This window comes from Massilia sp. NP310, from assembly GCF_019443485.1.
GTDB lineage: Bacteria > Pseudomonadota > Gammaproteobacteria > Burkholderiales > Burkholderiaceae_D > Telluria > Telluria timonae.
The window spans coordinates 3,975,754-3,991,651 of the sequence record NZ_CP080379.1; the positions used below are offsets into that span (position 1 = coordinate 3,975,754).

At 65.9% G+C, this 15,898-nt stretch carries 12 protein-coding genes; 6 read left to right on the forward strand and 6 right to left on the reverse strand.

What is annotated here, in order from left to right; translation table 11 throughout:
* Nucleotides 1–171: 171 nt before the first annotated feature.
* From KY496_RS17480 to KY496_RS17490, 3 genes are all read left to right on the forward strand, one after another.
* Entirely contained in the window at nt 172–1,755 is a 1,584-nt protein-coding gene (locus KY496_RS17480) for a carbamoyltransferase C-terminal domain-containing protein (RefSeq protein WP_229520307.1), read from the forward strand.
* The gene (locus tag KY496_RS17485) at nt 1,752–3,167 is read left to right on the forward strand and encodes a N,N-dimethylformamidase beta subunit family domain-containing protein (protein WP_219861761.1); all 1,416 of its coding nucleotides are present in this window, start codon (nt 1,752–1,754) and stop codon (nt 3,165–3,167) included. Before KY496_RS17480 ends, KY496_RS17485 begins: the two co-directional genes overlap by 4 nt.
* 126 nt (nt 3,168–3,293) lie before the next feature.
* Nucleotides 3,294–4,346 carry a glycosyltransferase family 9 protein gene (locus tag KY496_RS17490; RefSeq protein WP_219861763.1) on the forward strand — a complete coding sequence of 351 codons (1,053 nt, stop codon included), beginning with the start codon at nt 3,294–3,296 and terminating at the stop codon, nt 4,344–4,346.
* Nucleotides 4,347–4,416: 70 nt separating this feature from the next.
* Here KY496_RS17490 and KY496_RS27375 read toward each other — a convergent pair whose 3' ends face one another.
* Entirely contained in the window at nt 4,417–6,105 is a 1,689-nt protein-coding gene (locus KY496_RS27375) for a methyl-accepting chemotaxis protein (protein WP_307729055.1), read from the reverse strand.
* 102 nt (nt 6,106–6,207) lie between these two features.
* On the opposite strand from KY496_RS27375, the gene KY496_RS17500 reads away from it, so the two are divergent.
* A complete protein-coding gene (locus KY496_RS17500) occupies nt 6,208–7,023 on the forward strand; it encodes an AraC family transcriptional regulator (RefSeq protein ID WP_219861765.1) in 816 nt (271 codons plus the stop codon).
* Between the two features lie 89 nt (nt 7,024–7,112).
* Here the strand turns inward: KY496_RS17500 and KY496_RS17505 are convergent, their stop codons facing one another.
* The 5 genes from KY496_RS17505 to KY496_RS17525 form a co-directional block, all read right to left on the reverse strand.
* Nucleotides 7,113–8,273 (reverse strand): MFS transporter, encoded by a 1,161-nt coding sequence (locus KY496_RS17505; RefSeq protein WP_005664523.1) that lies wholly within the window; start codon nt 8,271–8,273, stop codon nt 7,113–7,115.
* Nucleotides 8,274–8,497: 224 nt separating this feature from the next.
* Entirely contained in the window at nt 8,498–8,674 is a 177-nt protein-coding gene (locus KY496_RS17510; RefSeq protein ID WP_219861766.1) for a hypothetical protein, read from the reverse strand.
* A 162-nt stretch (nt 8,675–8,836) separates the two neighbouring features.
* Nucleotides 8,837–9,862 carry an alpha/beta hydrolase gene (locus KY496_RS17515; RefSeq protein ID WP_219861768.1) on the reverse strand — a complete coding sequence of 342 codons (1,026 nt, stop codon included), beginning with the start codon at nt 9,860–9,862 and terminating at the stop codon, nt 8,837–8,839.
* A gap of 212 nt (nt 9,863–10,074) precedes the next feature.
* Entirely contained in the window at nt 10,075–10,500 is a 426-nt protein-coding gene (locus KY496_RS17520) for an organic hydroperoxide resistance protein (protein WP_219861770.1), read from the reverse strand.
* A gap of 221 nt (nt 10,501–10,721) precedes the next feature.
* Complete coding sequence (locus KY496_RS17525; protein WP_229520308.1) at nt 10,722–11,744, reverse strand: LacI family DNA-binding transcriptional regulator; 1,023 nt, start codon at nt 11,742–11,744, stop codon at nt 10,722–10,724.
* A 286-nt stretch (nt 11,745–12,030) separates the two neighbouring features.
* Here KY496_RS17525 and KY496_RS17530 point away from each other — a divergent pair, with 286 nt between their 5' ends.
* Together KY496_RS17530 and KY496_RS17535 are read left to right on the forward strand one after the other, a co-directional pair.
* Nucleotides 12,031–14,454 (forward strand): TonB-dependent receptor, encoded by a 2,424-nt coding sequence (locus tag KY496_RS17530; RefSeq protein ID WP_219861773.1) that lies wholly within the window; start codon nt 12,031–12,033, stop codon nt 14,452–14,454.
* Nucleotides 14,455–14,541: 87 nt separating this feature from the next.
* Complete coding sequence (locus KY496_RS17535; RefSeq protein WP_219861775.1) at nt 14,542–15,894, forward strand: GH1 family beta-glucosidase; 1,353 nt, start codon at nt 14,542–14,544, stop codon at nt 15,892–15,894.
* Nucleotides 15,895–15,898: the final 4 nt, after the last annotated feature.

Consider the following 15,898-nt stretch of genomic DNA (forward strand, 5'->3'; position numbering starts at 1 on the left):
CCGCACGCTGCCCGCTGCTTTCAATCCGGCATACACCGGCTGTCGCTCCCGGTGTTCAACCCACTGATCTGCCGCTGCGCTAACCAGGAGAAGACGATGGACGATACCCCCGTTGTGCTCGGCATAAACCGCGACCGGCATGCGAGCGTCTGCCTCATGCACGGTTCACACGTGCAATGGGCAATCCAGAAAGCGCGCCTCACCCGCCACCAGCACCACCCGGGAGAGCCGGGCGACATCGAGACCTTCTACCTGCCCCACCTGTCCGGGCTCGAACGACCGCTCGACGTACTGGTCGAATGCCATGCATCCGGCGCGGGAGCCGGCGGGGTGGCAAACGCAGTGGCCGGCGAGGCGGCCGGCGGCGATGGCGACCATGCCCTCGTCTTCGCCCGCGGCGCGCGCCGCGCCCGCATCCCGCAGCACCTGGCGCACGTGGTTGGCGCCTTCCACCCGTCTCCCTTCCGCGAGGCCGCGGTGATGGTCGTGGGCGGCCGGGGCAGCGTGGGGGGCGACGGGCGGCGCGAAGTCGCCTCCTGCCATCGCGTCGACCGCGAACGCATCGCCCGCATCGGCCAGCAACTGAGGGGGGATGGCGACCAGCACCCCGCCGGGCTCGGCATGTTCTACGCCAGGCTCACCCAGGCGCTGTTCCCGGGCCAGGGCAACGAGGGCAAGGTGACCGACCTGGCGCCCTACGGCGATCCGCACGCGCTCGGCCTGCCGCCGCTCGAGGTCGACGGCATGCAGGTCGCCATCCCGCATGCCTGGCCGGTGCTGCTCGAAGACGCCGAGCGTTTCCGCTTCGGCTCGCCCAAGGCCGGCTTCACCGACTGCGCCAACCTGGCGGCGGCCGGCCAGCGCGCTTTCGAAGAAGCGCTGCTGGCGCTGGCCCGCTGGCTGCACGGGCGCACCGGCCTGGACGACCTGTGCCTCACCGGCGGCGCCGCCTTCAATGGCGCGGCCAATGCGCGCCTGCTGCGCGAAAGCCCGTTCCGGCGCGTGTTCGTGCCGCCGGCGCCGGGCGCGGCCGGCGCCGCCCTCGGCTGCGCCATCTACGGCCTGCTCGAGCTGGCCGGCCGCAGCGCCGACTTCCGCTGGACCCACGACTATCTCGGTCCGGCGCCCCAACTGGCCGACATCGAGGCGGCGCTCGACGGCGCGAGCGACCTGATCGTCGAGCATCCGCGCGGGCGCGACGCCCTGTGCGCGCGCATGCTCGACCTGCTGTGCTCGGGCCGGGTCGTCGGCCTGTACCAGGGCCGCAGCGAATTCGGCCCGCGCGGGCTGGGCCACCGCAGCATCCTGGCCGATCCGCGCCGCGAGCGCATGCGCGACTGGATCAACGCCCGCGTCAAGGAGCGCGAATGGTTCCGCCCCTTCTCCCCGATGGTGGCCGAAGAGCGCGCGTCCCAGTATTTCGACCTGCAGGCGCCATCGCCCTTCATGCAGTTCGCGGTCCCGGTGCGCAGCAGCGTGATGCCGCTGCTGGCGGCGGTCACCCACGTCGACGGCAGCGCGCGCCTGCAGACGGTCGGTCCCAGCGACGATCCGGTGCTGCGCGCCCTGCTGGCCGGCTTCGAAGTGCGCACCGGGGTGCCGGTGCTGCTGGGCACCTCCTTGTGCGGCAGGCACGAGCCGCTGGTCGAAACGCCGCAAGAGGCCGTCGCCACTTTCCGGCGCCTGCCGCTGCACGGCCTGGCCATGCCGCCCTACCTCGTCATGAAGCGCCACGAACCAGGGTTGCCGGCATGATCCGCGGCTACCCACGCCATGCCAGCATCTGGCCCGGCGAACGCCTGCAGCTGCACGTGTCGACCGACCGGCCGCGCTTTCGCGCCGCACTGTACCGCTGGGGCGATGGTTTCGAGCCCGTCATGCGCAGCGACTGGTTGCCCGGCAAGCATGCCCTCGATGCCGATCCGGCCGACGACTGGCACTGGCCCGACTACTCGCTGGCGCTGGATCCGTCGCTGCGCTCCGGCGTCTACCTGGCCCAGCTCGAAGACGCCGGTCCGCGCCCGCCGCGGCTCGACCAGGATGCCGGCGCGGCCCTGTTCGTGGTGCGGGCCGAACCCGACGCCGCGGCCCCGCCCTCCGTGCATGTCCCGAGCGGCGCCGACGCCGGCCGCCGCCCTGCGCGCCGCCTGTTGTACAAGCTGCCGCTGGCCACCTACCACGCCTACAACCGCAGCGGCGGTGGCGGCGGTGACTACCAGGCAGCGCAGCGCGCCGGAACGCCGCCTGGGGCGCGGGTCTCGCTGCGCAGGCCGGGCGGCGGCATCGGCGGGCCGGTCTGGGGCGCCCCCGACCATTACGACTGCCGCTCGCCGCGCCAGACGTTCGCCCACTGGGACGCCCGCTTCGTGCGCTGGCTCGAGCGCAGCGGCTACGCGGTCGACTATTGCACCGATCTCGACATCCATGCCGATCCCGCCCTGCTCGGCCGCTACCGGCTGCTGGTCGGCGCGGGCCACGACGAATACTGGACCGAGGCGCGCCGCGACGCCGTCGAAGCCTTCGTCGAAGGCGGCGGCAACGTCGCCTTCTTCGGCGCCAAGCTGTGCTGGTGGCGCGTCCACCTGGTCGACGGCGGCACGGCCCTGGTGTGCCGGCAGGACGGGCCGCAGGATGCGCCCGACCACTGGTGGCGGCCGGGCGGCGCGGCCCGTCCAGAAGACAGCCTGAGCGGCGCCAGCTACCGCCACGGCGGCGGCTGGCGCGACGGCCCGCGCCACAGCGGCGGGTTCCGGGTCCAGGATGCCAGCCACTGGATATTCGCCGGCACCGGCCTGGCGCAGGGCGAGCGCTTCGGCCACGACACCTGGCCGCCCCTGGCCGGCCATGCCTGCGACGGCGCCCCGCTCGCCGCCTTCGACCACGACAGCGGCAAGGCGACCCTGTCCGCCTGGTGCGACCGCGCCGGCACGCCGCACGGCTACCAGGTGCTGGCGGCCTGCCACCTCGACCGCCACTGGCAAGATCTTCCTTCGCGCGAGCGGCACGCCGCCCGCGAAGGCATCCACGCCGCCACGCTGGGCATCTACCAGCGCGGCGGCACCGTGTTCTCGGCCGGAACCACCGACTGGGCGCAAGTCATCGACGGGCCGCGCGACCGCCGCGTCGAACGCATCACGCGCAATGTGCTCGACCGTTTGCTGGCGTGATGCGGGCGCGGCTGTTTCACGAAGGGCAAGGCAGGGCTAGCGATATGTTTCGTGCAAGGAGAAGGGCAATCGGCGAACGACAAGAATTCGCCGCGATGAAAAACGATGTTGAGAGGAGAAAAAGCCATGCTCCGGCGACCATTGCTGCATCGCATTCCTATCCAATCGGTCGTGGTGTTTCGCGCACTGCATCTTGGCGACATGCTGTGTGCGGTCCCGGCCCTGCGCGCCCTGCGCACCGCCTTGCCCAAGGCCAGAATTGCCCTGGTCGGCCTGCCGTGGGCAGCGCAGTTCGTCCACCGGTTTGCCGCCTACCTCGATGAATTCCTGCCGTTTCCGGGCCATCCCCTGCTGCCGGAGCAAACCGTGCACCATGACGACCTGCCCCCGTTCTATGCGACCGTGTGCGCGCGTGAATTCAGCCTGGCCGTGCAACTGCACGGCAGCGGCGACATCGCGAACCACATCGTTTCCGGCTTCGGGGCGACCGCAATGGCGGGCCACTGCCGCGGCAAGCCATTGAGCACCGAAAAGACCGTTCTCGTCCCCTATCCCGAGAGCGGCGCCGAGCCGGAACGCCTGCTGCACCTGGTCGGCCATCTTGGGGCGCCGGAGGCCGGCACGCACCTCGAGTTCCCGATCCTGCGCGAAGACGAGGACGAGCTCGCCACCAGCGGCCTGGCGGCAGGGCTCGAGCCGGGCAGCTATATCTGCGTGCACCCGGGAGCGCGCCAGCGCGACACCTGCTGGCCGCCGGAACGCTTCGCCAGGGTGGCCGATCGGCTTGCCGACGAGTTCGGCATGCGCATCGTCCTGACCGGATCGGCGGACGAGGCGCCGCTGGCGCAGGCGGTCGCCGATCGCATGCATGCGCCCGCCATCATCGCCGCCGCCCCGATCTCGATCGGCGCCATGGCGGCCCTGATGAGCCGCGCGCGCCTGCTGATCTGCAACGACACCGGGGTGTCGCACATCGCCGCCGGACTGGGCCTGAACAGCGTGGTCATCTTCAGCAAGGCCGACATCGCGCGCTGGGCGCCGCTCGACCGCCTGCGTCACCGCTGCATCTGGGACCCCGGCGCCGAGCGCGCCACCGTCGTGCTGCAACATGCGCGCACCCTGCTGACTGGCGCCGAACCCAGCAGGCAACGGGCGGCGGGGATGTGGCCTTACTGGTGAGCGCAGTCGTCCGAAGCAAGCTGCGCGCAGCGACCATCCCGGCCGGTCTCCGCGCTACCGCCGGCAGGCGTCAGGCAGGCGCCGGCGACCAGTGCGCCAGCGTTCTTGACGCGCTCGCCATTCCGGCCGGCGCAACCGGCGCCGAGGATTGCTGGCCTGCGGCCAGCCTGAAGACGCTGACGCGCTGTGCCAGTCCTGCGGCGCTGTCCTGCAGCGACTGGGCGGCGCCGGCGGCCTCCTCGACCAGCGCGGCATTCTGCTGGGTTCCCTGGTCCATCTGGCTGATGGCCTGGTGGATCTGTTCGATTCCGGCGCTCTGCTCGGCGCTGGCGGTGGTGATCTCGCCCATGATGTCGGCCACCCGGCGCACGCTTTGAACGATCTCTTCCATCGTCGCGCCAGCCTGGTCGACCAGGCGGCTGCCGCTGTCGACCTTGCCGACCGAATCGGTGATCAATTCCTTGATTTCCCTGGCGGCGCTGGCCGAGCGCTGGGCCAGGTTGCGCACTTCGGTCGCCACGACCGCGAAGCCACGGCCCTGGTCGCCGGCCCGCGCCGCCTCGACCGCGGCATTCAGGGCCAGGATATTGGTCTGGAAAGCGATGCCGTCGATCACCGCGATGATGTCGACGATCCTGCGCGCCGATGCATTGATTTCACCCATCGTGCCGATCACTTCAGTGACCACGGCGCCGCCGCGGCGGGCGACGTCTGACGCCGATGCTGCCAATCCATTGGCCTGGCGTGCGTTCTCTGCATTCTGGCGCACGGTGCTCGTCAGCTCCTCGACCGAGGCGGCGGTTTCTTCGATCGCGCTGGCCTGCTGCTCGGTACGCGCCGACAGGTCCAGGTTGCCCGCTGCGATCTGGGTGGAGGCGGTGGCGATGGTATCGCTGCCGTTGCGCACGTCGCCGACGATGCTGGCCAGGCTTGCCGTCATGTCGCGCAGCGCCGCCAGCAGTTGACCGAACTCGTTGCGCGAATCGACATCGATCCGCACGCCCAGGTCACCGGCAGCCACCCGGCGCGCCACGTCGACGGCCCTGGACAGCGGCGCGCCGATGGCGCGCACCAGATAGACGGTGGCGCCGCAAGCCAGCAGCACGGCAAGCAGGATGGCGCCGACCACAATCATGTTCAGGGTGTCCAGTTCCGCGTGGAGTTGCTCGCTCTGCTGCTTGTTGCGCTCGTTCATGAATGCATCGAGATTCCTGTAGGCCTTCATGGATTCGGCATACACCGGATTGATTTTTTTCCCCAGCATGTCATTTGCCTGGTCCCACTGACTGCCTTCGATGGCGCGCATGGCTTCATCTATCAACGCCATACCGAAGTTGTTGCTGACGCCAGCCCACTGTTCGATCGCTTGCCGCGTCTCGGGACGGACGACGCTTGCACGCAGCGTGGCGATTTCCCTACGCAATTCTTCACTATTGTTGGCGATGAACTGACTATGAACCGATAGCGGATGGTTATGGAGCGGCGCAAACCGATTTTCCGGGTTATGTTGCAATGCTTGCAGGATATGGCTTCGATTCATCTCCATGCGCAGTTCGATACTCGCGACAGCGGTTTGCTGGTTGGCTGCGCGCAGAGCGAGGTTCTCGAGCAGGTCGACCGCGCGCTGGGTGGTATGAAATCCGATGGCGCCGACGGCGATCGTAAGCAGGATGAGCACGCCGACCACGGCGGTGATCACGTACTTGATACGTAGATTGTTCATGCTGGGGAAATAAGATAGGAAGGCGATTGCCGACAAGCGTTGTATTCTCGCTTGAATTCTCACCAATTTCCACGCGGAAACCTGCCTTATCGTCCAGAATAGCTGTCACTCAGTCGAAATTGAATGGTTATGGATAAGTTGTCATCGCTGGTCGGTCGTCAATCCTTCAACGCCCGTATTTTCTACAACGGCACGTTTTGCGACGGCAATCGTTTCCTGGCAGACGGCATGTCGGGCCAGCTACACCTGGTTCACTCCGGAACGGTGGACTTCGTGCATGACGACGGCGGCACCCTCTGCATCACGGAGCCAAGCCTGCTGTTTTATCCCCGCGGCGATAACCACACACTGCAGGTGCGCCCCGGCCATTCCGCCAACCTGCTGTGCGCACACATCACGTTCCAGGATGGGTTGAACAATCCGCTGACGCGCGTGCTGCCATCCTGTCTCGTCATTCCCCTTTCGGAAATCGATGGGCTGCGCAGCACCCTGGACCTTCTGTTCGACGAAGCGGGCAAGAATGGTCCTGGTTCGGACATGATCGTGGACCGCCTGTGCGACGTGCTCATGATCCAGGTCATCCGTCGCGAATTCGACAGCGGCAGGCTGTCGGTGGGCTTGCTGGCCGGGCTGTCCGACCGCCAGTTGTCGCTGGCGCTGGCCGTCATCCACGAGCGCCCGCATGAACCATGGAGCCTGCAGTCGCTGGCCCAGGTGGCCTGCATGTCGCGCGCCGCGTTCACCGAGCGCTTCCGCGATGTGATGGGCGTCCCGCCTGGCGAGTACCTGACACGCTGGCGCATCGGCGTCGGCACACGTCTGCTGCGCGAAGGCATGCCGGTCAAGCAGGTCAGCAGCCGCACGGGTTATACCAGTCCATCCACGTTCACGCGCGCCTTCACGACGATGATGGGCGCCTCGCCGCGCGAGTGGCTCAAGCAGGTAACCGGCTGATCCGGACACCACAAACGACAACGCAGACGGCCCTTGCGGACGCGTCTGCGTTGTGACTTTCCAGGCGGCCACCGAGGCCGCCATCGATCTTATTTCAGCAGGCGGGTGCGGCACGCCACCATGGCGATCACCAGGGACAGGCCGCCGACGTAGGCGATGGCTGCCTGCATGCCGACGAAGTGGGCGACGGCGCCGATTGCCGGCGGGCCCATCAGGCTACCGCTGTAGGCCATGCTCGCCACCGCTGCCAGGGCAGCCGGGCCTTGCGCGCCGGCGGCGCTGAACACGAACGGGAACACCAGGGCCAGGCCGACGCCGGCGATCGCGAAGCCGCCCAGGGCGACATAGGCGTTCGGCGCCAGCACCGCGAAGAACAGGCCCGCTGCGGCGACCAGCGCGCCCAGGGTCACGAGGCGCTTGGCGCCGTAGCGTTCCTTCATCTTGTCGCCGACCATGCGCGACATCAGCATCATCACCGAGAACGACGACAGTGCCAGCGGCGCCAGGCCGTCCGATGCACCGAAGTGCTCTTTCAGGAACAGGCCGCTCCAGTCGGCGATGCTGCCTTCGGCCATCGAACCGAAGAAGCCCAGCAGACCCAGCAGGACCAGCGGACCGCGCGGCAGCGCGAACTTCTTCTTCTCGACCTTGACGCCGGCTTCATCCGCCTCCAGCAGGTTGACGGCGAGCCACAGCACCACGGCCAGCGGACCGGCGAGCATCAGGAAGTGGGTGGCCGGCGCGATCTTCATGCTGGCCATCAGGCTGCCCAGGGTGGCGCCGACCAGGCCGCCGGCGCAGGCCAGGCCGTGCAGGCGCGACATTTCCGACTTGCCGCTCTCTTTTTCGCGGCGGGCGGCGGCCGAGTTCATGGCGACGTCGAAGGTGCTGGCCGTGATGCCCAGCATCAGGACTGCCATCATCAGGCGCGACACGTCCGGCGCCATGCCGATCGAGACCAGCACGCACAGCAGGGCCAGGCCCGAGATCATGAGGGTCTTGCGCGCGCCGAAACGGCCCATCAGGAAGGACGAGATCGGGTACGAGATCACGGCGCCGAGGCCGCCGCACAGCAGCACCATCGACAGCGCCGCGTGCGAGACGTTGACGCCGGCGGCCAGGGCCGGGATACGGCCGGCCCACGAGCCCATGATCACGCCGAACAGGGCGAACACGACCGGCAGCGAGAACAGCTGGGCTTGTACGAGTACGGAAGAAGAACGACGTGGAACAGAAACAGTAGTTTGCATGGAAGCCGCGAATTGTTAAATTTCTTGAGATGTAAAGTAATTGCCTGTGTGCTTTTTACAGCCCGGACGCGTCTGAAATATTTACGTCAGGAAGCTGATGGACGGCAATTCTAAACACCTTTTTTCGCTTTGGTTTTCCGCGCGGAAAAATATTTCGCGCCGTTGTATTGCGCCGACGCAAAGATGACAACTTACTTGCCGGACATATACGAAAAGCTGGTAATTCAGCATGGTTGACGCATGAAGAAGTAAGGATTTAGCGTCAGATGTAACCATTTATTGCTGAGCCCGACGACGCCCCACGGATGCCCCAAATTTCTGCAATGCAGCAGTTTTATTTCCAAAACGGCTTGTTTTCGTGCGTCGGGACGCGTTGATGCAGCCAGGGCAAGCGCCGTCATGACCAGTCCCCGTTCGTGGTTTCCCATCACTTTTATTCGCCCAGATCGGCCGCCCGGATATTCCTCCAATTGTTAAATTTATTTGCGCCGACGACACCGATTGCATGACGGCGCATAAAAAAAGGGCCGCCCTCGGGCGGCCCAGACAGCAAGCAGCAAGTGTTACTTGGCCAGGTGTTTTTTCAGTTCGGCGCCGGCTTGCAGCACTTGCGAACGCACGCCCGGCAAGGTGGCAAGCGGATTGAGCAGGCCGAAGTCGTGGATCATGCCGTTGTAGCGGGTGACGGTCACGTCGACGCCGGCCTGGTCCAGCTTGCGGCCATAGGCTTCGCCTTCGTCACGCAGCACATCGTTCTCGGCGGTCTGGATCAGCGCTGGCGGCAAGCCCTTCAGTTGCGGCAGGGTGGCCTGCAGCGGCGAGGCATAGACTTCCTTGCGCTTGGCCGCGTCCTTCGTATAGCTGTCCCAGAACCACTTCATCATATTGCGAGTCAAGAAGTGCCCTTCTGCAAACTGCTTGTACGAACCGGTCTCGAAGTTGGCGTCGGTCACCGGCCACATCAGCACCTGATAGCGCAGTTTGGGTCCGCCCTTGTCCTTGGCCATCAGGGTCAGCGCGGCCGACATATTGCCGCCAACGCTATTGCCCGCCACCGCCAGGCGGCTGCCGTCGATATTCAGTTCCTTGCCATGTTCGGCCACCCACTTGGTCGCGGCATAGATTTCGTTGAGCGCCACACCGTAGCCGGCTTCCGGCGAGCGGGTATAGTCGACGAATACCGCCACCGCGCCGGAACTTTCGACCACGTCGCGCACCAGGCGTTCGTGGGTCGGATAGTCGCCCAGCACCCAGCCGCCGCCGTGGATGAACATGAAGGCGGGAAGCACCCCCTTGACGCCGGCCGGACGCACGATCTTCAGCTTGATCTGCTTGCCGTCGACGGTGATCACCTTGTCCGAAACCTCGGCCGCCGGCAGGTTCACCTTGACGCTCTTCTGCGCGCCTTCCAGCACCTTGCGGGCGTCCGCCGGCGACAGCTGCTCGATCGGCTTGCCGCCGCCGGAGTTGAGCGCGGTCAGGAATTCGGCGGTACGGCGCTCCACGGTGGGGGCGATGTCGGCAGCCGCTGCGGCGCCGTAAGCGAGGGTCAGGGATGCCGCGACAAGGGCTTTGCTCAGGGTGTTCATGGTGCTTCCTTTCTTGTTTGGGTTCTGGATTGGCGGGGTGCCATCTGCCACATTAGCAGCGCGCCGCGCGCCTTCATTGCATAAACGGATCATTCGGTGGTGGTAGCGGCCAGTGAAAATATTCACGATTAAATCGCACACTACTTATTCATTTCGGCTACTTGCATACGACAGGTTTCCGTATCCCCCGGTTGCCCGGGGGAAGCACCGCATCACACCAGTTGCAGGGTCACGTCGATATTGCCGCGGGTAGCGTTCGAGTACGGGCAGACGATGTGGGCGCGGTCGACCAGGGTTTGCGCCTCATCGGCCGGCACGCCGGGCAGGCTGATCTTGAGGACGACTTCGATGCCGAAACCGGTCGGGATCGGACCGATGCCGACGCTGCCCTCCACCGACACGTCCGGCGAGATTTTCAGCTTGTCGCGGGCGGCGACGAATTTCATGGCGCCCAGGAAGCAGGCCGAATAGCCGGCCGCGAACAGCTGTTCCGGGTTGGTGCCTTCCAGGCCGGCGCCGCCCAGTTCTTTCGGGGTGGTCAGTTTCACGTCCAGCACGCCGTCCGAGGAAACGGCGCGGCCTTCGCGGCCACCCGAGGCTTTGGCGCTTGCACGGTAGAGGACTTTGTCGATTGCCATGATGAGACTCCTTGTCGTAGTCGGCGGCCCTTGCCGCCCGATTTCATTAAACCGCTATTGAGTAGCGCGCTATATAAATGGTTTGCTGCCTTGGCCCGCCGACCCGTTTGCTTGTCCGTTCGGCGCTGCAATGGAAAGCATATTACATAGCTCACGATTTAATTGCAAACGATTTATTTCGGCAATGTGTTACCAGATGTAACAACAAGCCTGCGCGGGGCTCACAGCAATCTGACAGATTCCCTCACGATCAGGCTCAGCTGCGGCACCTCGCCCTCCGGCTGCTCGTGCGCCAGCATCGCCAGCATGCGGCGCCCGATGCCGATCCCGGCGTCGTACAGCGGCTGGCGCACCGTGGTCAGGGGAGGCGTCGTATACATCGAGCTTTCCAGGTCGTCGAAGCCGACCAGCGAGATGTCTTCCGGCACCCGGATATTGCGCCGGTAGAGCGCCAGCCGCGCCCCATACGCCGTCAGGTCGTTGGCCGCGAAGATCGCGGTGAAGCGCAGGTTGGCGGCCAGCAGCCCGTTCAACGCCAGCAAGCCGCCGGATTCGCTGAAGTCGCCCGCCACCACCAGCCGCGGATCGGCCTCGATCCGGTGCCTGGCCAGGGTGTCGTGGTAGCCGGCCAGGCGCGCGCGTGCGTCACGATGGTCGTCCGGGCCGGCGATGTGGGCGATGCGGCGGTGGCCTTGCGCGATCAGGTATTCCACCGCCTCGCAGGCGCCGCGGTAGTTATCCAGGCAAAAGCCGTGGGTGCGCGCGCCCTGGACGTCGCGCCCGAAGGCGACGATCGGCACCCGCTTCGAGAAGTCGAGGATCTGCTGGTCGCTCATGTTCCCGGTCAGGATGGCCACGCCGTCGACGCGGCGTCCGATCAGGAGCTCGACCCGCTCGGCTTCTTCGTCGGCATGCCAGTGCCCGCTCATGATCAGGAGCGCATAGCCGGCCGCCTTGACCGCATCCTCGATGCCCACCATGGCGCGGTTGAAGTAGCCGCTCTCGAGCGACTGGGTCAGCACGCCGATGGTGCGGGTGCTGCCGATCTTGAGGCTTTGCGCCAGGCGGTTCGGCTTGTAGTTCAGTTCATCGATGACGCGCTCGATGGTGCGCCGCTTGTCTTCGGACACCTTGGCGGTGCCGTTCAGGAAGCGCGAGACCGTGGCGGGAGAGACGCCGGCAGCGCTGGCGACCTGGTACAGGGTGCTGGTGCTGGTGCTGGTGCTGCTCTCGACGTTTTTCATGAAGCGTTCCGGACTCATCCAAGACAGATTGTTGCTTGAAGTATATCACCGATACTCACCCGCAAAGCATGGAAAGCGCGTCGCCATGAAAATCTTTCATAGGATGGCCGTCGTTGAGATACAACAAACGCAGTAAGCATGTTCAAAAATTCTAATTGACATTTTTTTACGGACGAAATTACTATGAAACCGTTTTCAAGATTGATGAAATCGATTTCCCATCGATCCATGTGTTAGCGCTCTCAGCGCCCAGATGTACCCATAAAACAATACTCGGAGACAAGCAATGACCATGACTACGCCCGCGGGGGCCGCAGTGCGCACCTCGTCGTCCACCCCCATCCGCCTCGCCATCCTGACCCTGCTCGCCGGCATCGGCAGCGCCCAGGCCCAGAGCGCGTCCGACCCGGCATCCGCTGCCGCCGCCACGCCGCCCGCCGTCGTCGACAACGGCCAGATCGCCGAGGTGAAGGTCACCGCCACCAAGCGCTCGACCTCGCTGCAGCGTACCCCGATCGCGGTCACCGCGCTCAACGCCGCCACCCTGCAGGACAACCACGTGCAGACCATGCTCGACGTGGTGGCGCTGGTGCCGGGCTTCCAGGCCACGGCCCAGGGCGACCACGGCGTCACCACCATGACCCTGCGCGGCATCGGCAACGACAGCGCCAAGACCGAATACGCCGACCCCGAAGTGGCATCCTTCGTCGACAACGTCTATTCGCCGCGCGCCGAAGGCGCCACTGCCCTGATGTTCGACGTCGAGGGCATCGAGGTGCTGCGCGGTCCGCAAGGCACGCTGTGGGGCCGCAACTCCACCGTCGGCGCGGTCAACATTCAGACCGTCAAGCCGGAACTGAACAGCCGCTCGGGCTACCTCGAGGGCGGCATCGGCGACTACAACCGCCTGGGCGTGCGCGGCGCGGTCAATATCCCGGTCGCCGAGAATGCCGCGCTGCGCTTCGCCGTGGTGCACGAACGCCACGACGGCTACGTCGACTACCAGCGTTTCAAGAACCCGTCGGTCGAGTCGCAGCGCGCCGCCTACCTGGCTTCCGGCGCCGATCCGGCCGGTTTCCGTCCGATCAATCCCAACCAGTTCGTCTCGGGCGGCGACAAGTACAGCGCCCAGGACCAGAGCGCGGCGCGCCTGTCGCTCTTGTGGCAACTGGCGCCCAACGTGCGCTGGGACATCGCCTACGAAAAATTCATCGACCGCGGCACCCCGAGCGCCAACCTGATGCAGGTCCCGCGCGCCGGCGAGAAGCACTGGTCGACCCTGTCCGACAGCGCGCCGTGGATCAACCGCGACAGCCACAACGTGCGCAGCCGCCTGAGCTGGGACATCAGCCCCGACATGGCCCTGCAGTACGTGGCCGGCTGGTCCAAGTACAGCGGCGACATGCGCTTCGACCAGGATGGCGGCACCGTGGTCCCGACCTCGATCACCACCGGCGGCATCTTCCAGGAACACACCACGGTCGACTCCAACTACAAGAGCCACAGCCACGAGCTGCTGCTGCAGTCCACCGGCACCCGCACCGTCGACTGGCAGGTCGGCGCCTATTATGGCAACGAGAAGAACGACGTCCGCTTCGACATCGCCGGCATGAAAGGCACGCAGGATGGCGCCGTGAACTGGCAGGGTTCCTTCATCCAGCCGAAGCAGACCGTGGACACCTCGGCCGTGTTCGGCCAGGCCACCTGGAACATCACCGATGCCTGGCACCTGACCGGCGGCGTGCGCTACACCCACGACAAGCGCGTCCACACGGGCGGTCGCGGCTACACCTGGGGTAATGACCTCAGCGCGCCACAAGTGCCGCTCAACCCGCACATCGACCCGCGCGACCCGGTCAACGGCTACGTCGAAGGCGTGCCGAACGACGGCCGCTACAGCGACAACAAGGCCACCGGCCTGGTGCGCCTGAACTACGACATCGACCGCAACAATATGGTCTATGCCAGCGTATCGACCGGCTACAAGTCGGGCGGCGTGCAGGATCGCGGCCTGCCCTACCAGCCCGAGACGCTGACCAACTACGAGATCGGTTCGAAGAGCACCTTCCTGGACGGCGCCCTGCGCATCAACAACGCGCTGTTCTACATGGACTTCAAGGACTTCCAGTTCAATTCGCCGGTCAGCTTCCCGGACGGCAGCCGCGGCCTGGCCATCGAGAACGCCGACGGCGCCGAGGTGTACGGCCTGGAAACCGAGATCGCCGCCCGCATCGCAAAGGATGGCCGCCTGTCGATCGCGCTGGCCGTGCTCGACACCAAGCTCGGTCACCTGATCGCCGGCTCGAACGATTATTCGCTGCCGACCTGCACGGTCGACCCGAGCATCTCGAACTGCCTCGACGTCACCGGCCACAAGCTGCCGCACGCGCCGAAGTTCTCGACCACGGTCCAGTACCAGCACACCTTCCGCCTGGCCAATGGCGGCAGCCTGATACCGCGCATCACGGCGCGCTACGAGGACGAGGTGCGCCTGAGCGTGTTCGACCTCGGCCCGGAAGACCGCCAGAAGGCCTATGCCAGCGCCGACGTCGGCCTGCGCTACCAGCAGGACAAATGGTGGGTCGACGCTTTCGTGCGCAACGTGAGCGACAAGAAGATCAAGACCAGCGCCTTCAACGGCTTCGGCCCATGGCTGGCGCAGTACAAGCCGCCGCGCACCGTCGGCATCAACACCGGCTTCGATTTCTAAGCCGCAGCACGGCAGGCCCGCTCCCGCGGGCCTGCTTTTTGTTTTCAAGCGCTTCGCCCTCGCGCTTTGCCTCGATCAGAGAATTCCATGACCAAGAGCCCCAATTTCGACTTCAACAACGACTTCCCATCCGACTTCACCTGGGGCGTGGCCACCAGTTCCTTCCAGATCGAAGGCGCGCACGACGTCGACGGCAAGGGCCCGTCGATCTGGGACACCTTCTGCAAGAACAAGGCGAACATCAAGGATGGCAGCGACGGCACCGTCGCCTGCGACCACTATCACCGCTACCGCGAGGACGTCGACATCATGGCCTCGCTGGGCGTGGACGCCTACCGCTTCTCGCTGGCCTGGGCCCGCGTCCAGCCGGATGGCAAGGGCGCCTGGAACGAGGCCGGCTTCGGCTTCTACGACCGCCTTCTCGACGCGCTGGCCGAAAAGAACATCCGCCCCCACGCCACCCTGTATCACTGGGACCTGCCGCAAGGCTTGCAGGACGATGGCGGCTGGCTGAACCGCGACACCGCCCACCGCTTCGCCGACTACGCGCATGAAGTGGCGCGCCGCTTCGGCAACCGCATCGAGGCGATCGCCACCCACAACGAACCCTGGTGCACGGCCAACCTCGGCTACGGCAACGCCCAGTTCGCGCCGGGCGTGGTCGACCTGAAGCAGTCGATCCAGGTCTCGCACCACCTGCTGCTGTCGCACGGCCTGGCCATGCGCGCCATGCGCGAGGTGGGCGGCGCGGCGCAGCTGGGCATCGTGCTGAACCAGTGGACCGCCGATGCCGCCTCGGCTTCCGAGGCCGACCGCGCGATGGCCGAATTCGAGTACGCGCGCTCGGTGCAGTGGTTCATGGACCCCATCTTCAAGGGCCGCTATCCCGAACTCGCCCTGCGCGGCCACGGCACCAACGCGCCGCAGGTTCGCGACGGCGATTTCGACATCATCAGGCAGAAGATCGACTTCCTCGGCTCGAATTATTATTTCCGCAGCTGGTGCAGCGCCGCCAACCCGCCGGTGCCGCCGCCGGCTCGCCACGGGGTCACCGACATGGGCTGGGAGATCTTCCCGGAAGGCCTGCCCGAACTGCTGATCAAGCTGAAAGCCGAGTACCCCGACCTGCCTCCGGTGTACATTACCGAGAACGGCATGGCCAATCCCGACGTGGTCGAGAACGGCCGTGTCCACGATCCGGCACGCATCGCCTACGTGCGCAGCCACCTGGCCGCGCTCAAGGAGGCGATAGATGCCGGCGTCGACGTGCGCGGCTACTTCCTCTGGAGCCTGCTCGACAACTTCGAGTGGAATTCGGGCTACGCCAAGCGCTTCGGCATCGTGCACGTGGATTATGCGACCCAGCAGCGCACCCTGAAGGACAGCGCCTTGTGGTATCGCGAATTCATCGCAGCCCGCGACAACCGCATCAAGACTTGATCGC